This is a genomic window from Acidimicrobiia bacterium (assembly GCA_040881685.1).
Lineage (GTDB): Bacteria > Actinomycetota > Acidimicrobiia > IMCC26256 > PALSA-555 > SHVJ01.
In genome coordinates, this window is record JBBECS010000016.1 from 103,803 (window position 1) to 124,828 (window position 21,026).

Here is a 21,026-nt window from a genome sequence, read left to right on the forward strand (position 1 = left end):
TGACTCGGTGACCGTTCGCTACGAGGTCGGGGCCGACCATGTCGGTCGCATCACGCTCGACCGCCCCGAGGCCAAGAACGCGCTCACCGTCGAGATGCGCGACGCCATCGTCGACGCGGTTCGCTCGGCACGCGGCGACGACAACGCGCGCGCGTTGCTCATCACTGGGGTGGGCAACGCCTTCTGCGCCGGCATGGACCTCAGCGCGTCGACACTCGCGAAGGCGTCAGAGCCAGGGTTCAACAATCGGAGCACCGCCGAGGCGCTGCGCGTCGGGGTGCAGTCCTTCATCCGCGAGCTGTGGGAGCTCGACAAGCCGACGGTGGCCGCCGTGAACGGCGCTGCGGTCGGTCCGGGCGCGCACCTCGCCATCGCGTGTGACTTCGTGCTCGTGCACGACGAGACGCGGTTCATGTGGTCGTTCGCCAAGATCGGGCTGGTGGTCGATGCCGGCGGTGCGTACCTGTTGCCGCGGCTCGTGGGCCTTCCCCGCGCCAAGGCGATGGTGTTGCTCGGCGAAGGCGCCAAGGGCGCGGAAGCGGTCGCCCTCGGGCTCGCATACCAGTGCGTCGCGCCCGCCGAGCTCGCGTCAGCCGCGGACGACCTGGCCGTGCGCCTCGCGGCCGGGCCCACCCGCTCGCTCGGGCTCTCGAAGCGGCTGCTCAATGCAAGCTTCGAGACCGACCTCGCGCACTCCCTCGACGTCGAGGGTTCGTTCCAGGCCCTCGCGGCGACGTCAGCCGATCTGGCGGAGGGCATGGCCGCGTTCACGGAGCGGCGCGACCCGAAGTTCACCGGCGGCTGACCCACGCTTGCGGACGCAACGCGGCCGTGTCTGGACTAGCCCGGAGAGCGCGGCGTTGCGCCGGCCCGCGAATGGCGTCCATGATGTCGAGATGACCTGGGGGAAGTTGGGAAATGCCGGATCCTCTTGACGAGGCCTTCCGAGCCTCGGACCAGGCTGACGCCGCGGGCGAGCATGAGCGTCAACAGCAGGCCTTGGCGGACGCGACGGACCAGGCGGGGGGGCGGGTCCTCGACGTCGTGATGGGCGGCGCGCCGGTCACGAACTTCTTCGAGTTCCTCCTGATCCTCCTTCTGCTCATGGGCGTCGCGATGGCCGCGCTCGTGTGGGTGACGATCTTCGGCGACGACGAACCCGCCGGGGGCGAGGTTCCGGGGCATCACCACGACGACGGCTCCGAGACACCCACGTTCAACCCCCGGGGCGCCTACATCGTCGTCGTGCCCGCGGACCGCATCAACAGCGTCTAGGCACCGAGCGGGAAGAGCTCTCTCAGCCGGTCGGTGCGACCCGCGGCGCTTGGCGGGGCGGCATTGAGATCCTCCGAGGTTGCGATCTAGGCTCTGGCCGACAGGGGGGTCATGAGCGCACGGGGCGGGGAGCTGCGGTGAGCACGACGCCGAGCGGGCCGCCGCCGTCGGGGCCGCCGTCGGGGCCGCCCGGTTCATCACGCCCGACGGGCGGGCCGCCCGCAGGTCAAGGCGTCAACCGCAACCAGCTGATCGCGATCGTCGCCATCATCGCGGTGCTGGCCGGCGTGCTGGTGGGCGCGCTCGCGTCCGGAGGCGGCGACGAGGCACAGGGAAAGAAGGAGCGCACGATCAAGCTTGAGCCAATCAGCTCGATCGGCGAAGACGAGTTCACACCGCCGCTCTCTCCCGACACGACCGCGACCCCGCCGAGCACTCTCGTGCCGCCGCCCGCCGGGAATACGCCGTTCGGAGGCACGGGCAACAACACGCTCTGCGATCGCGAGCAGCTCATCTCGTTCCTCACCGATCCGGCGAACTCGGCGCAGGCACGTGAGTGGGCGCGCGTGGTCAAGATCTCGGTGAGCGACATCCCGACCTACGTCCGCGACCTGATCCCGACCGTGCTGCAGTACGACACCCGCGTCACGAACCACACGTTCGCCAACGGGCGCGCGGTGCCACTCCAGTCGGTGCTCCAAGCGGGCACCGCGGTCCTCGTCGACACGTACGGCAAGCTCGTGGCCCGCTGCCGCTGCGGCAACCCGCTCCTCGACCCCACCAAGATCGGCGACCCCATCTACCGCGGACCGAAATGGCCGGGCTTCGACCCCGGAAAGATCATCATCATCGTCATCTCCCAGACACCCATCTACCCGCCCGGTGGCTTCACCGAGCCGACCGCGTGGCAGCTGTTCGTCGACGCCGAGGGCCAGAACGTCCGCGGCACGAGGGACAGCTTGGTGAGGGTCGATTGGAACGGATCCTTCCAGGTGAACGGTTCCTCGATCAGCGGGAGTGGCACGGGCACGGTCCGATTCACCGGCGGCTGCTACGACCTCAGCTCCGGCGAGAAGATCTCGGACCAGCAGACGGCGGCGACCTTCGACGTCCAGATCACCGGCTCGGCGAGCGGCGCCGTGCCAAATCGAACGTACGCACTCAACTTCTCCGCGACGAACTTCCAGGTCACTGAGCCCGGCGTCCCCGAGTGCCTGAACGCGACGACCCCACAATCGTTCCAGGACGGCACGACCGAGATCTTCGAGACCGTCACGCTTGCGGCGCAGAACACCGAGTCGCAGCAGTTCAACCGCGGGGAGTACCAGGGCCACTACACGCTCTGCTCTGTCTCGAACGCGAGCTCTTTCACCCTCGTCGGTATCAGCTGCGGGAATGTGGCCCCGAACGACGCGCTTGACTGACTTCGCTCAAGTACGTCGCCCCAAGCCGCCGCTGATCCTGCCCATGCCGATGAGGCTCCGAGGGGGCGCCAGCGCTCGCAGTAGTCTCTGACGTCCACGTCAGGAACCGGGAGCGGACATGGGGCTCTTCGACGGCAAGGTTGCAATCGTCACTGGCGCGGGCCGTGGCATCGGGCGCGAAGAGGCGCTCCTGCTCGCCCGCGAGGGTGCGTCCGTGGTGGTCAACGACGTGGGTGGCGCACGCTCGGGCGAGGGCAGCGACACGACTCCCGCGCAAGAGGTGGTCGACGAGATCGAGAAGGCGGGCGGCAACGCCGTCGCCAACTACGACGACATCTCGTCGTGGACGGGCGGCGAGGCCGTCGTCAACCAGGCCGTGAGCGACCTCGGCGGGCTCGACATCCTCGTGAACAACGCCGGCATCCTCCGGGACAAGATGAGCTTCAACATGTCCGAGGAGGAATGGGACGCAGTCATCCAAGTCCATCTCAAGGGCCACTTCGTCCCCAGCCGCTTCGCCGGCGCCTACTGGCGTCAGAAGAGCAAGGACACCGGCGAACCGGTGAACGCCAAGATCGTGAACACGTCGTCCGAGGCTGGCCTGTACGGCAACGCCGGGCAGCTCAACTACGCCGCGGCGAAGGCCGGGATCGCGGCCATGACGATCGTGCTCGCGCGTGAGCTCGAGCGTTTCGGCGTGCGCTCGAACGCCATCGCGCCGGTCGCGCTCACCCGGCTCACCGAAGACCTGATGGGCGGTCAGGCCGACGAGAAGACCCGCGCCGCGCTCGACCCGGCCAACGTGGCCGCCGGTGTCGGCTGGCTCGCGTCCGACCTGTCGGAAGGCGTCACGGGCCAGGTGCTCAAGATCCAAGGCGGGCTGCTCCAGATCGTGCAGGGCTGGCGCCCGGTGTCGAACGTGAAGAGCGACGGATCCTGGACGATCGAGTCGATCGACGAGGTCAAGAAGAAGCTCTTCGCCGACAGCGACCCCGGCGTGCCGCCGTTCCTCCTCGCGGCTCCCTAGCAACCCGGAATGCACCTCACCTGGGGCCCGGAGGAGGTCGCGTTCCGCGAGGAGCTCGGCGCGTTCCTCGACGAGCACGTACCGCCCGAGTTCGAGCGCGGCTTCGACTACGCGGGCGAAGGCGGGGAAGTCGGTGACGACGGGCAACTCGACGCCGACAACATCATCCCCGACTGGGCGCGACGTTGGCAGGCAACGCTCTTCGACCACGGTTGGATGATCCCGGCGTACCCACCGGAGCTCGGCGGGCGGAACGCAACCCTCGTGCAGACGCTCGTGTACCTCGAGGAGCTAGCGCGCCGACGTGTGCTGCGCTCGTTCCACTACCCCGGCTACGGCATCGTCTCGCCGAGCCTGCTCGAGTTCGGCAACGAGGAGCAGAAGAAGCTCGTGCCGGCTGCCGTCCGCGGCGACACGATCTGGTGCATCGGCATGAGCGAGCCGAACGCAGGGTCCGATCTCGCCGGGCTCCAGACGCGCGCCACGCGCGACGGTGACCGCTTCATCGTCAACGGTCAGAAGGTGTGGACGAGCTACGCCATGGTGGCGCAGAAGTGCTTCGTGTATGTGCGCACCGACGCTGACGTGCCCAAGCACAAGGGCATCAGCCTGCTGATCGTCGACATGGACACGCCCGGCATCGAGGTTCGGCCGCTGCGCCACCTCAGCCGTTCCGCGGGGTTCGCGGAGGTGTTCTTCACCGATGTGGAGGTGCCGGCGGAGAACATCGTGGGCGAGGTCAACGACGGTTGGCGCATCACGCAGGGTTCGCTTGCGCACGAGCGGGCCGGGCTGTGGGTCGAGGGTGTGTGCCGTCTCGACGCGAGCGTGCTCAGTCTCATCGACGTCGCTCAGCGGCGCGGTCTCGACCAGGACGCGGGCGTCCGCCGAGACATCGCCACGATGTACGAGCAGGCGTCATCGCTGCGCGCGCTCGGCTACAAGGGCTTCGCGTCGTTCGCCCAGGGCTCGTCGGCGCCCGAGCACTCCTACATGAAGATGGCGACGTCCGAGATGGGCAAGGCCGCGTGCGAGTACGGCATGCAGCTCCAGGGTGCGTACGGACCCGTGATGGACCCCGAACGCGGGGAAGAAAACGGCCGTTGGGTGAACTACTTCTTCATGAGCTTCGCCAACACGATCGCCGGCGGCTCCTCGGAGATCCAGCGCAACATCATCGCCCAGCGCGTGCTCGGGCTTCCTCGATCGTGAACACGATGCGGAGCGAGCGAAGCGGAAGTAGCGGAGCGGGAGCGGAGCAAAGGTAGTGGATTTCTCGTTCTCCGACGACCAGGTGCTCCTGCGTGACACGGCGCGCGCCATCCTCTCGAAGGAGTGCCCGCCGTCCCTGGTGCGCGCGCACATCGACGATCCCGCCGCGGTCGCACCGCTGTGGTCGCAGCTGAAGGACTTCACGGCGCTGGGCGACGGACCGTGCACCGATCTCTGCCTGTTCATCGACGAGACCGGGTACGTCGCGGCGCCCGGCGTGTTCTTCCCGACGACGGCGATGTTCGCGCCGCTACTCGCCGCACTGGATCACGAGCTGCTGCCGAGCGTCCTCTCGGGTGAGGTCACCGGCACGGTTGCCGTGGCCGGTGCGGATGGCCACTGGACATTGAACGACGAGCCGGTGAAGACCTTCGTCCCCGAGGCCGACCGCGTCGATTGGATCGCCGTCGTCGACACGGGCCCCACGGTGCGCGTGCTTCCGGCTGCGGACGTGGCGACGCGCCAGACGCGCATGGTCGACTTCTCACGTCTTTTCTTCGAGGTGGACACGACGGGCACGCCCGGCTCCGGCGTCGGGCTGGATCCGGCGGTGTTCAACGACCTCACGGCCCGGGCCACGGCCGCGTTGGCCGCCGAGATGGTTGGGACGTCCCGCCGGCTGCTCGAGATGGCGATCGCGTACGCCAAGGAGCGGATCCAGTTCGACGTTCCCATCGGCTCGTTCCAGGCGATCCAGCACCGCCTCGCCGAGTGCTCGCTCGCGGTCGAGCGGGCCACCGCGGCGGCGCAGTACGCGTCGATGACACTCGACGCGTCTGATGCCGAGCTTTCGTCCTCACAAGAGAGATTCCGCGCCGTGCACGTCGCCAAGGCTGCGGCAGGAAATGCGGCCACTCGGGCGGCCAAGGATTCGATCCAGGTCCATGGGGGCATCGGATACACGTGGGAGCACGACCTGCACCTCTATCTACGTCGAGCGGTGGGATCGGAGCACTGGCTCGGTACGACGTCGTGGCACCACGATCGCCTCGCTGATCTCCTGTTCAAGGCCCGATAGCAACGGCGCGAGACTCGCATCGAACGCCACGAGGAGGATCCATGCCCGAGATGAAGAGGTACGACGCCGGAACACCGTGCTGGATCGAGCTGTCCACTACCGACATCGAAGCCGCGAAGAAGTTCTACGGCGACGTGCTGGATGGAAGGACTACGAAGTCGGCGGCGAAGACACCGGCAACTACACGACACCGAAGCTCGACGGTCGCCGAGTCGCCGGGATGATGACGCAGATGGAAGAGCAGAAGAACATGGGCGTTCCGCCGAACTGGGCCACCTATGTGAGCGTGGCGAGCGCGGACGACACGGCGAAGAAGGTCGCTGGTCTCGGCGGCACCGTCATCGTCGAGCCGATGGACGTCATGGACTTCGGGCGCATGGCGGTCTTCCTCGACACCGAGGGTGCCGCGATCTGCGCGTGGCAGGCGAACCAGCACCATGGCTCAGAAGTTGTGAACGAGCCTGGCGCGTTCTGCTGGAGCGAGCTGTACGCGAAGGACCGCGACAAGGCCAAGGCGTTCTACAGCGGCTTGTTCGGGTGGAAGCCGGAGACCCACGAAGGTCCGATGGACTACACGGAGTGGAAGGTCGGAGACCGCTCGGTCGGCGGGATGATCCAGATCACCGACGAGATGGGTCCGATCCCCCCGAACTGGCTGACGTACTTCTCCGTGACCGACACCGACACGGCGACCGAAACGGCGAAGAAGGCCGGCGGCTCAGCGATGATGGGGCCGATGGACATCCCCGACGTCGGCCGCTTCGCAATCCTGGCCGACGGCCAAGGCGCGGTGTTCGCCGTCATCAAGATGGCCGACGCCCACGAGACGTCCTAGATCTGCGACTCCCGGCCGGTCCAATGCTGGTCGCGTAGGACGCGCTTGAGCACCTTGCCGTTGGGCTGACGGGGGAGCTCGTCGACGAGCTCGACGGTCGCGGGCACCTTGAAGTCGGCGAGATGCGCGACGCAGTGCTCGCGTAGCTCGTCTGGAGTCGTGACGTCGCGGACCTCCACCACCGCGTGGAGCTGCTCACCGAGGCGATCGTCGGGCACGCCGAACACCGCGCAGTCCACGACGGCTGGGTGCGTGTGCAATACCTCCTCGATCTCGCGTGGGTACACGTTCACACCACCGCGGATCACCATGTCGGAGGCGCGGTCAGTGAGATAGAGATAGCCATCGGCGTCGACGTGGCCGACATCGCCGACCGTGAAACCAGCGTCCCTCCATGCGTCGGCCGTCTTCGCCGGATCATCGTGGTAGTGGAACCTCACTTCACCGGGCGGACGTATGTAGATGACACCGTCATCGCCCGTCGGGACCGCGTTGCCGTCAGCGTCGAGGATGTGCACTTCCACGCCCGGCCACGGGGTGCCCACGCTGCCTGGGCGCTCCAGCCACTGCGCGGCATTGATGCGGGTGGCCCCGCCCTCGCTCGCGCCGTACACCTCTGAGATCTCACACGGTGTGAGCGCGTCGATGATGCGGCGCTTCACCGGGATCGGGCAGGGCGCACCCGCGTGCACCAACAGCCGGAGCGACGAGAGGTCGCGGACGGCGCGCTCAGCCTCTGGCACTTCGAGGATCCGGATGAAGTGGGCCGGTACCACGAAGCTGCAGGTGACCCGGTGCGTCTCGACCAACCGCAGCCATTCGTGCGCGTCGAACATCTCCAACACGACGGTGGGCGCGCCAACGTACAGCGCGGCCATCGCCCAGCCGCCGGGACCCGCGTGATACGCCGGACCCGAGAGGATGTACACGTCGTCGGCCGACCAGTTCCACAGCGCGAGCTGACCTTCCATGTTGCGGCTCGCGGCTCCGGGGTCGGGCTTGCCGTGGATCACACCCTTGGGCCGGCCCGTGGTGCCCGACGTGTAGAACACCGGCGCGGTGAGCGCCTCGAGCTCGACCGGCGGCGCGTCGTCGGAGGCATCGGCGATGGCGGACTCGTAGCCGCGGTCGCCGCCCTCCCCCACGACCAGCACGGCGGCTCCGGTGGCTTTGACGGCGGGGGTGAAGTGCTCTTCGAGCTGGGCGTGCGCCACCAGCACACGCGATCCCGAGTCCTCGAGGATGTACGCCAGCTCCTCGGTCTTGAGGTGCCAGTTCACGAGCACGACGGAGGCGTTGAGCTTGTTGCTCGCGGCCCACGCCTCGAAGAACTCGACACTGTTCGGCAGCATGATCGCCACCCGGTCGCCCTCGCCGATGCCGAGAGCAGCCAGCACGTGGGCCAGGCGCGTCGTGCGGGCATCGAACTCGGCGTACGTGCGCACGTCGTCGCCACAGAAGAACGCCGGGCGGTCCGGCTCCGTGCGCGCCCACGCTGTCATGCCAAGGGTGGTCATACCAAGGGTGGTCATGCGCCGCCGCCGCGCTCGTGAACCTCGGCCGCGGCCCGCAAACCGGATTCGATGGCGCCCTGGATCCAGGCATGCGCAAGGGATGCGTGCTCCCCAGCGAAGTGCACACGACCTTCGGGGGCGATGATCGCGTCGTACAGGAGCGTCTGCTGGCCCGGGTCGAACAACGCGAACGCCCCACCGGCGAACTCATCGTCGTGCCACATCTTCGACGCGCCGACCTCGAACTCCTCTGCGGCTTGCGGGTGGATTCGCGTAACGTCTTCGAGGGCTTGCACGATCCGGTCGTCGGGCGACAGCGATCCCCACCGTTGCGCGTCCTCGCCCCACGTGTAGCTCGCGAGCATGACCCCGCGGCCGGTGTCGCGCCCGTGGTCCGGGTAGTACACGTTGCGCACCGCGAGGTCGGTGACCGTCCCACCGCCGGTGATCCCGTCGTCCTCCTCCCAGAACCGGCGACGGAACTGGAGGAAGACCTTCGCCGACGCGTCGTAGTGGAGCTGGCGGATGGCGCGCTGCTTCGCGCGGGAGAATGGCGTCAGGACGTCGACGTGGCGGAGCACCGGGAACGGCGCCGTGACGATCGCGTAGTCCCCACTCACCGAGAAACGGCCCGCGCCGGTGCGGTAGTGGATGGTGACGTCTTGGTCGGACTGTTCGAGCGCGACCATCTTCGCTCCGAAGCGGATGCGGTCCGCCAGCTCGGGCAGGAACGCTCGAGGCAGGTGATCGGTGCCACCGTCGAGGTAGACGAGGTCGGTGTAGTACCCACCGAGCTCCTCGCGCAGCAACTCGAGGAACGACGAGTTCATGAGCGCTTCCTGGTTGAATAGGAGGCCGAACATCTCGATCGCGCCCTCGGACCAATTGCGCATCTCCAAGAACTCGCGCACCGCGTACTGGTCGTACTCCGCAGCGATCGCCAACCACGCGTCGTCTCCTTCGTCACGAAGGCGCGCGGCGAATGGCTCGAGCTCAGCGGTCCACAGCTGGGACGGCGGTACGCGCTCGTGCTCCACGACCTCGAAGCCGAGCGACGTCGGGTCGCCGGCAAGATCAGAGTGCCGCACGAGGTGGCCGCAGAAGTAGCAATAGGCCTCGGGGTTGTCCATGGTGAACGGCTGCGTGGCAAGCCCATAGCGCTCGATAAGCCCGAGCGTGAGCCGGTGCGAGCTCGGGATGCGCATCGCCCCAGCCTCGGCCCAGAGCCCGGGGGCAAACGGCTCGCGCATCGTGAGCACGCGACCGCCCACGCGTTGCTGCGCCTCGAGGATCACGGGGTCGTGGCCGGCGCGCATCAGCTCGCACGCCGCGACGAGGCCGGCCATCCCGGCACCGACGACGACCACGCGCTTTGGCTCGGTGGTGGTCGGCTGGAGCCCACGCTCCAGCACCGTGAGGTGCTCGTCGACCGTCCGGGGAACCGCCATCGTGCCGAGGCTACGTCCCCCCGCCTTGGGTGCGTCCGTCACCCGGCTATTCCGGGCTCAAAGACGCACCCTGATCTGGTGGCCGATACGGTCGATCCATGCATCACTTTGACGAGATCGCCGATCGCGCGGCGCGCGCGTGCCTCGACTACGCGATGGAACGGCTGCAAGATGACCCCGCTCCGCTCGACCGGTCGGTGCCGCACGACGAGCTGGCGCGCCAGGCAGGACAAACGATCACCGCGGAGGGGCGGGATCCCGAAGACGTGCTGCGTGTCTTCACGGAGGTCCTTGCCCCCGCGTGCTTGTCGAGCGACAGCCCACGGTTCCTCGCGTTCATCCCGGCGGCACCGTCGAAGGCCGCACTCGTGTTCGACACCGTCGTGGGCGCGTCGTCGATGTGCGCCACGTCCTGGCTGGAGGCCTCCGGAGCTGTCTACGCCGAGAACGAAGCGCTGCGCTACGTCGCGGACCTTGCGGGAATGGGGCCAGAAGCCGGCGGCTGCTTCGTCTCGGGTGGGTCCGCGGGCAACCTCTCGGCGCTCGTCGCGGCGCGCGACACCGCCGCGCGCGTCCGCGGTGGACGCCCCGATCGGTGGCGGGTCGCCGTCGGCGAGGAGTCACACTCGTCGATCATCAGCGCCTTGCGCGTGATCGACTGCGATCCGCTCGTGATCCCGTCGGGACCCGCCGGACGGATGAACGGCGACTCGCTGCGGGCGGTCCTCGCCGCGGACCCCGATCCCTCATCGATCTGTGCAGTCGCGGCCACCGCGGGCACCACGAACGCCGGGATCATCGACGACCTGGCCAGCTTGTCCGTGGTCGCGCGCGACCGCGGCATGTGGCTCCACGTTGACGCGGCCTACGGGGGTGCCGCGCTCGCGGCACCCAGCGTGCGTGAGCGCTTCAACGGGATCGAGGCGGCCGACTCCTTGGTCGTCGACCCGCACAAATGGCTCTTCGCGCCGTTCGACTCGTGCGCATTGCTCTACCGCGAGCCCGAGCTGGCGCGAGCCGTGCATGCGCAGCAAGCGTCGTACCTCGACCCGATGCGCATGGACGGAGAGTGGAACCCGGCCGACTACGCGTACCACCTGAGCCGGCGGGCGCGCGGGTTGCCGTTCTGGTACTCCCTAGCCGTGTACGGCACCGACGCGTATCGAGTCGCGATCGAGCACGTGCTCGAGACGACCCGCGCCGCGGCCGCTCGCGTCGACGAGGTCGACCATGTCGCGCTGGTGCGAGAGCCCGAGCTGTCGGTGGTGTTGTTCCGCCGCCCTGGGTGGGATGACGCGGCATACTTCGAGTGGTCGCGCCGCCTGTTGCGAGACCAGATCGCGTTCGTGCTCCCCACGCGATGGCAAGGGGAGATCCTGGCCCGTGCGGTGTTCCTGAACCCGAACACCACCCTCGAGATCTTCGACGAGATCCTCGACACGATGCGATGACCGCGATGTGGTCGATGCCGGCCGAGTGGGCCGAGCACGAGCGCACGCTGATTGCGTGGCCGGCCCGCGCCTCCCTGTGGGGTGATCACCTCTCCGACGCGAAGGACTGCTCTGCCCACGTGATCTTGGCCGTGGGGCAATTCGAGCCGGTGTCGGTCGTCGCCGATGTCGGAGATGAGCCTGAGGTGCACGCAGCGTGCGGGAGCGGGCACCGCTTCCCGATAGAAGTGGTGGAGGAGCCGATCGACGACTCGTGGCTGCGCGATAGCGGACCGATCATCGTGCGTGACGACAACGGCCGGAGGACCGGAGTCGACTTCCGCTTCAACGGCTGGGGCGAGAGGTACAAACCGTACGAGAAAGACGACGCGATCGCGGCGCGGCTGTGCGAACGCCTCGGCATCCCGGTCAGCCGATCCGGCATGATCCTCGAAGGAGGGGCGATCACGGTCGATGGCGTGGGCGCGCTCGTCACCACCGAGCAGTGCCTCCTGCATCCGACGCGGAACCCGGGTCTCACCCGCGAGGAGATCGAGGACGAGCTCCGGCGGATGCTCGGAGTCGAGCGCGTCGTCTGGCTCGAGCGCGGGCTGGTCGAGGACCGTGACACCGACGGCCACGTGGACAACCTGTGCGCGTTCATCGAGCCCGGAGTCGCGCTCGTACAAGGCACCAACGACGCCGCCAATCCGAATGCAGCAATCCTCGCCGATAACCGGGCTCGGCTCGAGGCCGCCGGTATCGACACGATCCCGATCGACGTGCTGCCTTACGACTCAGTTGGAGACCGCGAGGTCGTCGTGCCGCCGTTGAACCTGTACTTCGTGAACGGTGGTGTGCTCGTGCCCGTCGCCGATGGCGATCCCGCAAGCGCGGACGCCGCTGTAGCGCAGCTCGCGGCTGCGATCCCCGACCGCGAGATCGTCCCGGTCGCGGCGTCAGTGCTCGCCTACGGCGGCGGCGGCGTCCACTGCATCACGCAGCAGGTCCCGGTCTGAGGCGAGACTGGGGACGATGCGCGTCATCCGCGCGGAGGATCCGCTCAAGTCACCCGCCCGTGTCGAGCCGACGACGCGACCGCCGTTCCGGGTCGCGGCGGTGCAGCACCGATGGCACCGTGATCCCACGGAGCACCGTGGTGCGATCGCCGACGGCGTCCGCCTCGCCGCCACTGACGGCGCTCAGCTCATCTGCCTGATGGAGCTCACGCTGTCGCCGTACTTCGCGGTCGACCCGACCGGACCAGGAGCCGCGGTGCTCGGCGTGCGCGTCGAACCGGAGTCGTTACTCGGCGGTCCGACCCATGAGTTCGCGGCCGGGCTCGCGGCCGAGACCGGAGTACCGGTGCACGCGTCGCTCTATGAACGGGCCGACGACGGCGGGCTCGGCTACAACACCGCCATCTGCGTCGCGCCCACGGGCGAGCTGCTCGCGCGCACGCGCAAGATGCACCTGCCGGTCACCGAGGGCTACTTCGAAGATCGTTGGTTCCGTCCCGGCGACGGTGATTATCGGCCCGCACGCGTCGGACCTGCACAGGTCGGCTTCCCCACGTGTTGGGATCAGTGGTTTCCCGAAGTGGCTCGCGCGTACTCACTCGCCGGCGCCGAGGTCATCGTCTATCCCACCGCGATCGGCTCCGAGCCCGACCACCCCCACTTCGACACCCAGCCGCTGTGGGAGCGGGTGATCACCGCCAACGGGATAGCCAACGGCACGTTCATGGTCGTGATCAACCGGATCGGTGACGAGGGCCGCGTGCAGTTCTACGGCTCGTCGTTCATCAGCGATCCATACGGTCGAGTACTCGTGCGCGCGCTTCGCGACGAGCCGTGCGTGCTCATCGCCGACCTCGACCTCGATCAGCGCCACGACTGGCTCGACCTGTTCCCGCTGCTCCGGACCCGCCGCCCCGACAGCTACGGGGCGCTGACCTCTACTTCCGAAGAGCGCCGGGGTCGTCGAGCCAGCGGTTGAGCGCGGCGGTGCGGGCGTTCCGGCACACGAGCACATGCTCGATGGCGCGCCGTACGCGCCGCTGCTGACCCGCGGTGTGCACCACCTGGCGCAGGAGGTTGTCGGCCATGCGGCCGTGGTCCTCCTCGGCGTACGCGTGCACCTTGAAGTTCTCCACCTCAATGCCGTAGTGGGCGCGCATCCCCTCGTACATCATCTTGGCGTAGTTCGTGGACGCAGCGAAGCGCTCACCCGCCCACCCGAACGCCGCGAGCCCCTCTTCGTAGGTGCGGCGCATGTAGTAGAGCGTGGTGAACACCGACCCGATGCTCTCGGGCATCGCGCGGTACGAGAGCAGCTCGTCGTCGGTGATCCCCAGCTGGCACGCCCAGTTGATCTTCATGTCGACGTGGTTCGCGTCGCCCGTGTAGCCCGTCTCGTCCGCGAGGTTCTGGAGCCAGTGCAGGAAGTGCTGGCTCTGCCCCAGCTGGAGGGCGTCGACGTCGGGAGCGAGGCTCATGAGCGTGCCGAACTCGGTCGTGTACCACTTGCCGAGGAAGTAGTACTCCTTCGCCAGGCGCTTGAGCAGGTCCTCGGCCAGCGTGCCGTCGGCGACGCGCTCCCACACAAGGTTCTTCTCGGTCGCGACCTCGGCCTGGAGCGCCTCGAGGCTGGCCATGTACTCGTCGACCGGCTGTCCGGGAGCGCCCTCGGCGTCGTCGCTGCCGCTGACGTCCTTGAACTCGCGGTGCTCTGACACGCTGCGCCTCCTAGATCGACCGACGGCTGGTCCGAGGGGAAAGGATACGATTCCACTGACGCGAGTGTCAGATTCGAGCGCCGACGAGGGGATGCCATGACGCACGCTGACCTTGTCCGACTGGCCGGCAGCCGCGGCCGCCTGAGCGAGCACCCCACCGTCGACCCGGTCACCGCCGAAGTGATCCGCGGGACGATGGAGACCGTCTGTTTCGAGATGGCCACGTACGTGTCGCGCACGGCCACCACGCCGATCCTCAACCAGAGCAACGAGCGCAATGCCACCATCCTCGACGCCCAGGGCCGGCTCGCCGCGCTCTCGGTCGGCATCCCACAGTTCATGCTCACGTCCACACTCCCCGTGCGCTTCGCGCTCGAGTTCCTGGGCGTCGATGAGTTCCGCGAGGGCGACGTGTTCGTGGCCAACGACCCGTACCACGGCGGCGGTCACCTCCCCGACTACAACGTGTTCGCACCCATCTACGCGGCCGACGATGACGGCACACGCCGGATGGTGCTGATCGCCAGCATCCAGTGCCACCACGGCGACACCGGCGGCGGCGTACCCGGTGGGTACAACGTGACGGCCACCGACCTGTGGGGTGAGGGCGTGCGTTGGCCCGTCGTGAAGGTGATCGACCAAGGAGTCGAGCGCCGCGACGTTCTCTACGCGCTCCAGGCCAACAACCGAATCCCCGACTACATCGGCGACTTGCGCGCGCAGATCGGCGCCGCGCAGCTCGCCGCGAACCGCATGGCCCAGGTGATCGACCACTACGGCATCCACGCGGTGGAGGAGTCGGTCGACTTCATGATCGACTACGCGGCCAAACGCTTCCGTGAGGAAGTGACCGCATGGCCCGATGGCGAGTACGAGGCCGACGCGTACGTCGACCACGATCCGCTCGGCAACCCCGATGTGCACCTGCACGTGAAGATCACTGTTGCGAGCGACAGCCTCACCATCGATTTCACCGGCTCCGACACGCGCCAGGAGCTCCAGGCGTGGTCCACGTTCGGCAACACGCGCGGCTACACGGTCGGGCAGATCGCCGCGATGATGGACCCCGAGATCCCGAAGAACGAGGGTTTCTTCGACCAGATCAAGCTCGTGGTCCCGCAAGGCTGCGTGCTCAACCCCGCGCCCGGCAAGCCGGTGAGCGCTGGTACGCACCACCCGGGCGCCGACGTGGGCGAGGTGATCGCGGTCGCGATGCAGGACGTGCTGCCCGACAAGGCCGTCCCGCAGACGTACAAGACCGGAATCCCCACGATCATCGTGGGCGTCGACCCACGCACCGGCGCCACGTTCACCGACCACTCGGCCGAGGTGTACGCGGGCTGGTGCAACGCCGCGAAGGGCATGGACGCCTGGGGCGCGCAAGCGGCGTCGTTCGGCAACCTGTGGAAGGCGACGGCTGAGTTCAACGAGAGCTTGTTCCCGCACATCCAATGGGGCCGCGACTATCGCACCGACTCCGGTGGCCCTGGTCAGTGGCGCGGCCTGTGCGGTAGCCACTACGAGAAGGAAGTGCGAGTCGACGCCAAGGTGTACACGTACGTCGTTGGCATGAAGTACCCGATGCCCGGGATCTGCGGCGGCAAGAACGGCGCTCCGAACAAGATGATCATCCGGTACGGGTCCGACGATCCGTACAAGGTGAAGCACACCGCCGACTGGGTTCCGATCGCCGCGGGCCAGCGCGTGATGTACGACTACGGCGGCGGGGGCGGTTGGGGCAATCCGCTCGATCGCGACCCGCAAGCGGTGCTCGACGACGTGCTCGACGAGTACGTGAGCGTCGAAGCCGCCCCGCGCGACTACGCCGTCGTGCTCACCGGGTCGCTCGACGACCTCACGCTCGCCGTCGACGAAGCCGCCACCGCCAAGCTCCGCGCCGACCGGCGGGCCGCTTGAAGGTTATGGTGGGCTGACGTGGGGTACCGCGTGGGCGTGGACGTGGGTGGCACCTTCACCGACGTGATCTGTGTCACGCCCGCGGGCGACGTGGTGCTCGACAAGACGCCCACCACGACCGAGGACCAGTCGCTCGGAGTGATGACAGGCCTCGGCCAGCTCGCGGAGCGCTTCGGGCTCTCGCTCCACGACTTCTGCGCCGACCTCGACATCCTGGTGCACGGCACCACCACAGCCGACAACACGATGATCGAGATGAACGGCGCGGCCACTGGACTGCTCGTCACCGAGGGACACCGCGACGAGATCGAGATGCGCCGGGTCCACAAGGAGGAGATCTGGGATCCCTCCTACCCCGCACCGGCGCCGATTGCGCGCCGGCGGGCGCGCATCCCTATCCCCGAGCGCCTCGACTACCAGGGCCAGGTCGTCCTCCCGCTCGACGAGGACGCAGTGCGCAAGGGTGTGCAGCGCCTGAAGGCGCTCGGAGTGCGGTCGATCGCGGTGATGTTCCTCTTCTCGTTCGTGAACTCCGAGCATGAGCGGCGCGCTGGCGAGATCGTGCGCGAGGAGTTCCCCGACGTCGACCACGTCTCGCTCTCGCACGAGGTGATGGCCCGTGGCCCGGAATTCGAGCGGGTCTCCACCACCCTCGTGAACGCGTACGTGGCGCCGAAGATCTCGGCGTACGTCGGACAGCTCCAGGAGAGCCTGCGCGCCGCGGGCTACGGCGGTCCTCTGCTCATCATGCAGTCGACCGGCGGCGTGATGCCGCCCGAGTACGTCGCCAAGCGCGCCGTGTCGTTGCTGGCGTCCGGCCCGACGGGCGGGGTCATGGGTGCGGCACTGGCCGCGGGCAAGGTCGGGGTCCTCGACTTCGTGTCGGTCGACATGGGCGGCACGAGCTTCGACGTGTGTCTCGTGCGCGGCGGACGCCCCGAGATCAAGACCGACTGGAACTGGCGTTACCGCTATTACATCGGCATGCCGATGGTCGACGTGCAGAGCGTCGGCGCGGGCGGTGGGTCGATCGCGCGCGTCCGTCAGGGTGCGTTGCTCGTCGGTCCCGAGAGCGCAGGTTCGACGCCCGGACCGGTGAGCTACGGGCACGGTGGCACGCACCCCACCGTCACCGACGCCGACGTGGTGCTCGGCTACATCCCCACCGACAGCTTTGCCGGCGGGCGCATGAAGCTCGACGTCGACGCGGCCCGCGCCGCGATCATGCGCGATGTGGCCGAGCCGCTGGGTCTCGACGTGGTCGACGCGGCGTGGGGTATCGAGCGCATCGTCAACGCCAACATGGCGAACGCCACTCGGCGCGTGCTCGCGTCGCACGGCGCCGACCCGCGGACACTGTCGATGATCGCCTTCGGCGGCAGCGGCGCTGTGCACGCGTGGGCCGTCGCCAAAGAGCTCGGCATCGACCGGGTGCTCGTGCCCAAGGCCGCACCCGCGTTCTCGGCGCTGGGCGTCTTGGTGGCCGACTACGTCGTCGACCTGGTGCGCGCCTACGTCGTGCCGCTCTCGCAGGTCGATGTCGCGCGCGTTCGGTCCCTGCTGAGCGATCTCCAGGAGGAAGCCGCCAAGGAGCTCGACCCCACGGGGTTGGCCGACACCGACATCGACGTCGGCCTGTACGCGCAGATGTGCTACCCGGGTCAGAACTTCGACATGAGCGTGCCGCTCCTCGAAGGGCCGTCCATCGACGAGCCTGGGTTGCTCGACCTCGCCGAGCGGTTCCACGATCAGCACGAGGCGGAGCGTGGGTTCGCGTTCCGCAACCAGCAGCCGCTGCTGCGTGGCGTGCGCCTCATTGCCCGCGGCCGCACGCCGAAGCCCGACCGTCTGGCTGAGGTCGGCGCGCTCGAGCAGGCCGACTCGGCACGAACCGGCACGCGACCCGCATACTTTGGCGCGGGATTCGTCGAGACGACCGTGTACGACGGGTCCCGTCTCGGCCCCGGGAGCGAGGTCCATGGCCCGGCGCTCGTCGAGGAGCCGTTCACCGTGGTCGTCGTTCCGCCGGGCGGAAGCGCGCGCCTCGACGCGACCGGCAATTACCAGCTCGAACTGGCATGATCCCCCGATGAAGAACGAGGACACACCAAGACGACGCGCCTGGTTCGCCGGTGCTGTCGCCGTCACAATCCTTCTTGGCAACATCCCGAGTGCGGCCGCCGCCAGCTCGATCAGCCCGAAGAAGTGGGCGAAGTCGTTCTGCACCACGGTGCTCGACTTCCGCGACGAGCTGGTCTCCATCGGGGACCAAGTCGTGAACTACTCCGAGGAAGCAGCGAGCGCGGTCGACGCCGATCCGTCGGCAGTCTTCGACGTGATCGAGACCACGGCCGGCTATCTCGACGACGCTGTGGACGTGTCGAGCGATACGGCCGACGACGTCCGGAAGCTGAAGAAGCCCGCAGTCGGCGGCGGCGCCAAGATCAAGCGCGTGATCTCGAAGATCCTGGGAGACGGTCTCGAAGACCTCGCGTTCGAGTTCGAGGCCGGCGCGACCGATCTCCGTTCGATCGCGGACCAGACGTCTGACCCGGTGGAAGCCGCCAACCTGTTCGTCACGGCTTCGCTTCAGCTCTCCAGCACCTTCAGCAGCGCCGGCAATGCAATCAGAGATGCTTTCAACGCCGTGCCCGACGATCCGTCCATCGATCCCGACCAGGTGCTCGACCGCGCGCTCGCACGATCGTCCGCTTGTGAGGAATTCTAAGGTCCGCGACGAACCGGTCACCTCGTCGTGCCCGTTTGGCTCACCGAGCACGAGCACGCGGTCGTCGCGGCCGCAGCTGACCGGCTGATCCCTCCATACGACGCACATCCGGGAGGCGCTGCCCTCGGCGTCGCCGACTTCATCGACGCCCTCCTCGGTGCGTTCACCTTTGATCCGCCCCGGATCTGGGCCGGCGGGCCGTTCTCGGGACGGGCGGGTGGCGATCCCTCGTTCGAGCAGTTCATGGACCTCAGCGCGCTCGAGGAGCTCGCGTGGCGTACGCGCATCGAGGGCTCCAAGGGCATGGTCGAGCGCGAGCGCAACGGTGCCGTGATCGGGTGGCAGCAGCAGTATCACGAAGGGATCGCCGCTCTCGGCAGAGACTTCTGCGATGTCACGCCCGACGAGCAGGATGCACGGCTCGACCGAAATCCCGAGTTCAAGGCGCTGCTCTATGCGCAGTCCTGCGAGGGCGCGTACGCTGCGCCCGAATACGGCGGGAACCGCGGCCTCCGCGGATGGGCGTCCATCCAATACGACGGTGACGTGCAGCCACGCGGCTACACGGACGAGGAGGTCGCGGGACGTGACTAGCTGCGCCGACCGAACGCACTGAGTGGGCCAATGCGCTGCGAGCGGAGCGAATGGAGGGAGCGCAGCGACCGGAAGTAGCGGAGCGGGAGCTGCGCAATGGTGATGGACTGCGATGCAGTGATCGTCGGCACCGGTCCGGCCGGTGCCACCGTCGCGGAGGTGCTGACCACCGCAGGCTGGTCGGTCGTCATGCTCGAGAAGGGCCGCAACCACCTTCTCTCCCTCGACGCGCCGTTCGAGCCGCTCGGGGAGGTGAGCAACGACGAGCTGAAGCTGCTGTTCCGCCACTTCCTCGGCCCCGACCCGTGGTTGGAGCCACGCACGTTCCGCCACGACGAGACCGAAGGTGATCGCATCCACGTCGGCGACGTGAACAACCTCCCCTCCACGATTGGCGGGGGTGGCATCCACGCGGACGGCAAGCTGCCGCGATTTCGCGAGATCGACTTCCGCATCGCGTCCGAGCTCGCCCCAGTCGACGGCGCGGAGCTCGTCGACTGGCCGCTCGACTATGACGAGCTGGAGCCGTACTACGCGGAGGCCGAGCGAGTGGTCGGCGTGGCCGGTGACGCCGACGCCAATCCGTTCGCGGCGTGGCGCTCTGGCCCCTACCCCATGCCCCCCGGACCCGACATGTTCTGCGCGGCACTCACTTCAGACGCAGCCACCCAACTCGGCTACCACCCATACCGCGCGCCGACGGGAGTGAACAGCGTCGAGTACGACGGCCGACCTGCGTGCAACAACTGCGGCTTCTGCGGCTACTTCGGCTGTCCGATCGATGCCAAGGGTGATCCGGTGGCACCCTTGCGCCACGCACTTCGCACCGGTCGTTGCGACATCCGACCCGAGTCGTATGCGACCGAAGTGCTGCTCGACAGCTCCGGTCGGAAGGCGCGTGGCGTGCGCTACCTCGACGCTGACGGGAACGCGCATGAGGTGAGTGCCCGTCACGTAGTCCTCGGGGCAGGCGCCTTCGAGACGCCCCGTCTTCTCCAGCGCTCAGGTGTCGGCAACGCCGACGTCGTCGGGCGGTTCCTGATGTACCACTTTCAGACCTTCGCGATGGGCATCTTCCCGTTCCGCCTCCACGCGCACCGCGGCCGGTCGGTCACGCACCTGATGGACGACCCGATCCTCCCAGACCCCGCGGCCGACACGGCCGCACGCGAAGCCGGGCTCCCTTGGATGCGCGGCGGGATCGTGGAGCACGGCGGCGCGTCACACCCGATCACGGAGGCCATCCACCTGTCACCAGGCGAAGACCACACACGGCTGATGCTCGGCTCTCCGATGCGCGATCGCATGGCGGTGTTCACGATGCAGGGCGAAGACCTCCCGCAAGCCACCAACCGAGTCGACCTCGATCCGCACGTCACGGACGCCTGGGGCCTCCCCGCCGGGCGCGTCACGTACTCACCGCACCGCCACGAGATCGAGTGCGCGCGGCACTGGGCGCCGCGCCTCGAGGCGGTCATGCGCGAGGCGGGCGCTACGCACACGTTCTGGGCCACTTCGCCGGCGTTGCCCGAGCACGCGGCCCGCCGGCGCATCACCAACCCGAGCCCGATCTCCCGGCACGTGATGGGAACCGCGCGCATGGGCAACGACGCTCGCACCAGCGTGTGCGACCGATGGCAGCGCCTGCACGATGTGGACAATGTGCTCGTCGCCGACTCATCCGTCTTCCCGACCGGCGCCGGCTACGGCCCCACGCTCACGATCGTGGCCCTCGCGATCCGAGCTGCACGCGCCCTCGCCGACCTCGAGCCCCTCCGCTCCCAGCGTCAGGCGCGGGTGCCATGAT

The 21,026-nt window shown here is 68.1% G+C and carries 18 protein-coding genes; 15 read left to right on the forward strand and 3 right to left on the reverse strand.

Translation table 11 applies throughout. The features are described 5' to 3' along the window. Window positions 1–7 precede the first annotated feature (7 nt). The 7 genes from WEE69_04610 (at window position 8) to WEE69_04640 (ending at window position 6,851) form a co-directional block, all read left to right on the forward strand. Window positions 8–805 carry an enoyl-CoA hydratase-related protein gene (locus WEE69_04610; GenBank protein ID MEX1144572.1) on the forward strand — a complete coding sequence of 266 codons (798 nt, stop codon included), beginning with the start codon at window positions 8–10 and terminating at the stop codon, window positions 803–805. A gap of 113 nt (window positions 806–918) precedes the next feature. Next, window positions 919–1,275, forward strand: a complete 357-nt coding sequence (locus WEE69_04615) for a hypothetical protein (GenBank protein ID MEX1144573.1) — start codon at window positions 919–921, stop codon at window positions 1,273–1,275. A 137-nt stretch (window positions 1,276–1,412) separates the two neighbouring features. Then, a complete protein-coding gene (locus WEE69_04620; protein ID MEX1144574.1) occupies window positions 1,413–2,699 on the forward strand; it encodes a DUF6777 domain-containing protein in 1,287 nt (428 codons plus the stop codon). Between the two features lie 118 nt (window positions 2,700–2,817). Then, window positions 2,818–3,726, forward strand: coding sequence for an SDR family oxidoreductase (locus tag WEE69_04625; protein MEX1144575.1), 909 nt, complete (start codon window positions 2,818–2,820; stop codon window positions 3,724–3,726). Between the two features lie 9 nt (window positions 3,727–3,735). Then, window positions 3,736–4,938 carry an acyl-CoA dehydrogenase family protein gene (locus WEE69_04630; GenBank protein MEX1144576.1) on the forward strand — a complete coding sequence of 401 codons (1,203 nt, stop codon included), beginning with the start codon at window positions 3,736–3,738 and terminating at the stop codon, window positions 4,936–4,938. Between the two features lie 55 nt (window positions 4,939–4,993). Then, window positions 4,994–6,016, forward strand: a complete 1,023-nt coding sequence (locus WEE69_04635) for an acyl-CoA dehydrogenase family protein (protein MEX1144577.1) — start codon at window positions 4,994–4,996, stop codon at window positions 6,014–6,016. A gap of 76 nt (window positions 6,017–6,092) precedes the next feature. After that, window positions 6,093–6,851, forward strand: a complete 759-nt coding sequence (locus tag WEE69_04640) for a VOC family protein (GenBank protein MEX1144578.1) — start codon at window positions 6,093–6,095, stop codon at window positions 6,849–6,851. Here WEE69_04640 and WEE69_04645 read toward each other — a convergent pair. Both WEE69_04645 and WEE69_04650 read right to left on the reverse strand, forming a co-directional pair. Beyond that, entirely contained in the window at window positions 6,848–8,383 is a 1,536-nt protein-coding gene (locus tag WEE69_04645; GenBank protein ID MEX1144579.1) for an AMP-binding protein, read from the reverse strand. The two genes, WEE69_04640 and WEE69_04645, sit on opposite strands and share 4 nt — an antisense overlap. Then, window positions 8,380–9,813 carry a flavin monoamine oxidase family protein gene (locus tag WEE69_04650; GenBank protein ID MEX1144580.1) on the reverse strand — a complete coding sequence of 478 codons (1,434 nt, stop codon included), beginning with the start codon at window positions 9,811–9,813 and terminating at the stop codon, window positions 8,380–8,382. The genes WEE69_04645 and WEE69_04650 overlap by 4 nt, the downstream gene beginning before the upstream one ends. Before the next feature lie 98 nt (window positions 9,814–9,911). On the opposite strand from WEE69_04650, the gene WEE69_04655 reads away from it, so the two are divergent. The 3 genes from WEE69_04655 to WEE69_04665 are packed head-to-tail and all read left to right on the forward strand — an operon-like array spanning window position 9,912 to window position 13,241. Continuing rightward, window positions 9,912–11,264: a pyridoxal-dependent decarboxylase gene (locus tag WEE69_04655; GenBank protein MEX1144581.1), complete on the forward strand. Its 1,353-nt coding sequence runs from the start codon at window positions 9,912–9,914 to the stop codon at window positions 11,262–11,264. Beyond that, a complete protein-coding gene (locus WEE69_04660) occupies window positions 11,261–12,262 on the forward strand; it encodes an agmatine deiminase family protein (protein ID MEX1144582.1) in 1,002 nt (333 codons plus the stop codon). Before WEE69_04655 ends, WEE69_04660 begins: the two co-directional genes overlap by 4 nt. A 16-nt stretch (window positions 12,263–12,278) precedes the next feature. Next, a complete protein-coding gene (locus tag WEE69_04665) occupies window positions 12,279–13,241 on the forward strand; it encodes a nitrilase-related carbon-nitrogen hydrolase (GenBank protein ID MEX1144583.1) in 963 nt (320 codons plus the stop codon). Here WEE69_04665 and WEE69_04670 read toward each other — a convergent pair. Beyond that, the gene (locus WEE69_04670; GenBank protein ID MEX1144584.1) at window positions 13,201–13,980 is read right to left on the reverse strand and encodes an iron-containing redox enzyme family protein; all 780 of its coding nucleotides are present in this window, start codon (window positions 13,978–13,980) and stop codon (window positions 13,201–13,203) included. The two genes, WEE69_04665 and WEE69_04670, sit on opposite strands and share 41 nt — an antisense overlap. Before the next feature lie 96 nt (window positions 13,981–14,076). On the opposite strand from WEE69_04670, the gene WEE69_04675 reads away from it, so the two are divergent. The 5 genes from WEE69_04675 to WEE69_04695 all read left to right on the forward strand — a co-directional run bounded on the left by WEE69_04675 (window position 14,077) and on the right by WEE69_04695 (window position 21,025). After that, window positions 14,077–15,897, forward strand: coding sequence for a hydantoinase B/oxoprolinase family protein (locus tag WEE69_04675; protein MEX1144585.1), 1,821 nt, complete (start codon window positions 14,077–14,079; stop codon window positions 15,895–15,897). 18 nt (window positions 15,898–15,915) lie between these two features. Then, window positions 15,916–17,979 (forward strand): hydantoinase/oxoprolinase family protein, encoded by a 2,064-nt coding sequence (locus WEE69_04680; GenBank protein ID MEX1144586.1) that lies wholly within the window; start codon window positions 15,916–15,918, stop codon window positions 17,977–17,979. A gap of 7 nt (window positions 17,980–17,986) precedes the next feature. Further along, window positions 17,987–18,625, forward strand: coding sequence for a hypothetical protein (locus WEE69_04685; GenBank protein ID MEX1144587.1), 639 nt, complete (start codon window positions 17,987–17,989; stop codon window positions 18,623–18,625). A 27-nt stretch (window positions 18,626–18,652) separates the two neighbouring features. Then, window positions 18,653–19,219, forward strand: coding sequence for a gluconate 2-dehydrogenase subunit 3 family protein (locus WEE69_04690; GenBank protein MEX1144588.1), 567 nt, complete (start codon window positions 18,653–18,655; stop codon window positions 19,217–19,219). Between the two features lie 96 nt (window positions 19,220–19,315). After that, window positions 19,316–21,025, forward strand: a complete 1,710-nt coding sequence (locus WEE69_04695) for a GMC family oxidoreductase (GenBank protein ID MEX1144589.1) — start codon at window positions 19,316–19,318, stop codon at window positions 21,023–21,025. Window position 21,026 lies beyond the last annotated feature (1 nt).

Bases quoted from the DNA above. Each gene is read 5' to 3' on its own strand.
- WEE69_04615 (MEX1144573.1), top strand. From the start codon at position 919: ATGCCGGATCCTCTTGACGAGGCCTTCCGAGCCTCGGACCAGGCTGAC.
- WEE69_04625 (MEX1144575.1), top strand. From the start codon at position 2,818: ATGGGGCTCTTCGACGGCAAGGTTGCAATCGTCACTGGCGCGGGCCGT.
- WEE69_04630 (MEX1144576.1), top strand. From the start codon at position 3,736: ATGCACCTCACCTGGGGCCCGGAGGAGGTCGCGTTCCGCGAGGAGCTC.
- WEE69_04645 (MEX1144579.1), bottom strand. From the start codon at position 8,383: ATGACCACCCTTGGTATGACCACCCTTGGCATGACAGCGTGGGCGCGC.
- WEE69_04650 (MEX1144580.1), bottom strand. From the start codon at position 9,813: ATGGCGGTTCCCCGGACGGTCGACGAGCACCTCACGGTGCTGGAGCGT.
- WEE69_04655 (MEX1144581.1), top strand. From the start codon at position 9,912: ATGCATCACTTTGACGAGATCGCCGATCGCGCGGCGCGCGCGTGCCTC.
- WEE69_04660 (MEX1144582.1), top strand. From the start codon at position 11,261: ATGACCGCGATGTGGTCGATGCCGGCCGAGTGGGCCGAGCACGAGCGC.
- WEE69_04665 (MEX1144583.1), top strand. From the start codon at position 12,279: ATGCGCGTCATCCGCGCGGAGGATCCGCTCAAGTCACCCGCCCGTGTC.
- WEE69_04675 (MEX1144585.1), top strand. From the start codon at position 14,077: ATGACGCACGCTGACCTTGTCCGACTGGCCGGCAGCCGCGGCCGCCTG.
- WEE69_04685 (MEX1144587.1), top strand. From the start codon at position 17,987: ATGAAGAACGAGGACACACCAAGACGACGCGCCTGGTTCGCCGGTGCT.
- WEE69_04695 (MEX1144589.1), top strand. From the start codon at position 19,316: ATGGTGATGGACTGCGATGCAGTGATCGTCGGCACCGGTCCGGCCGGT.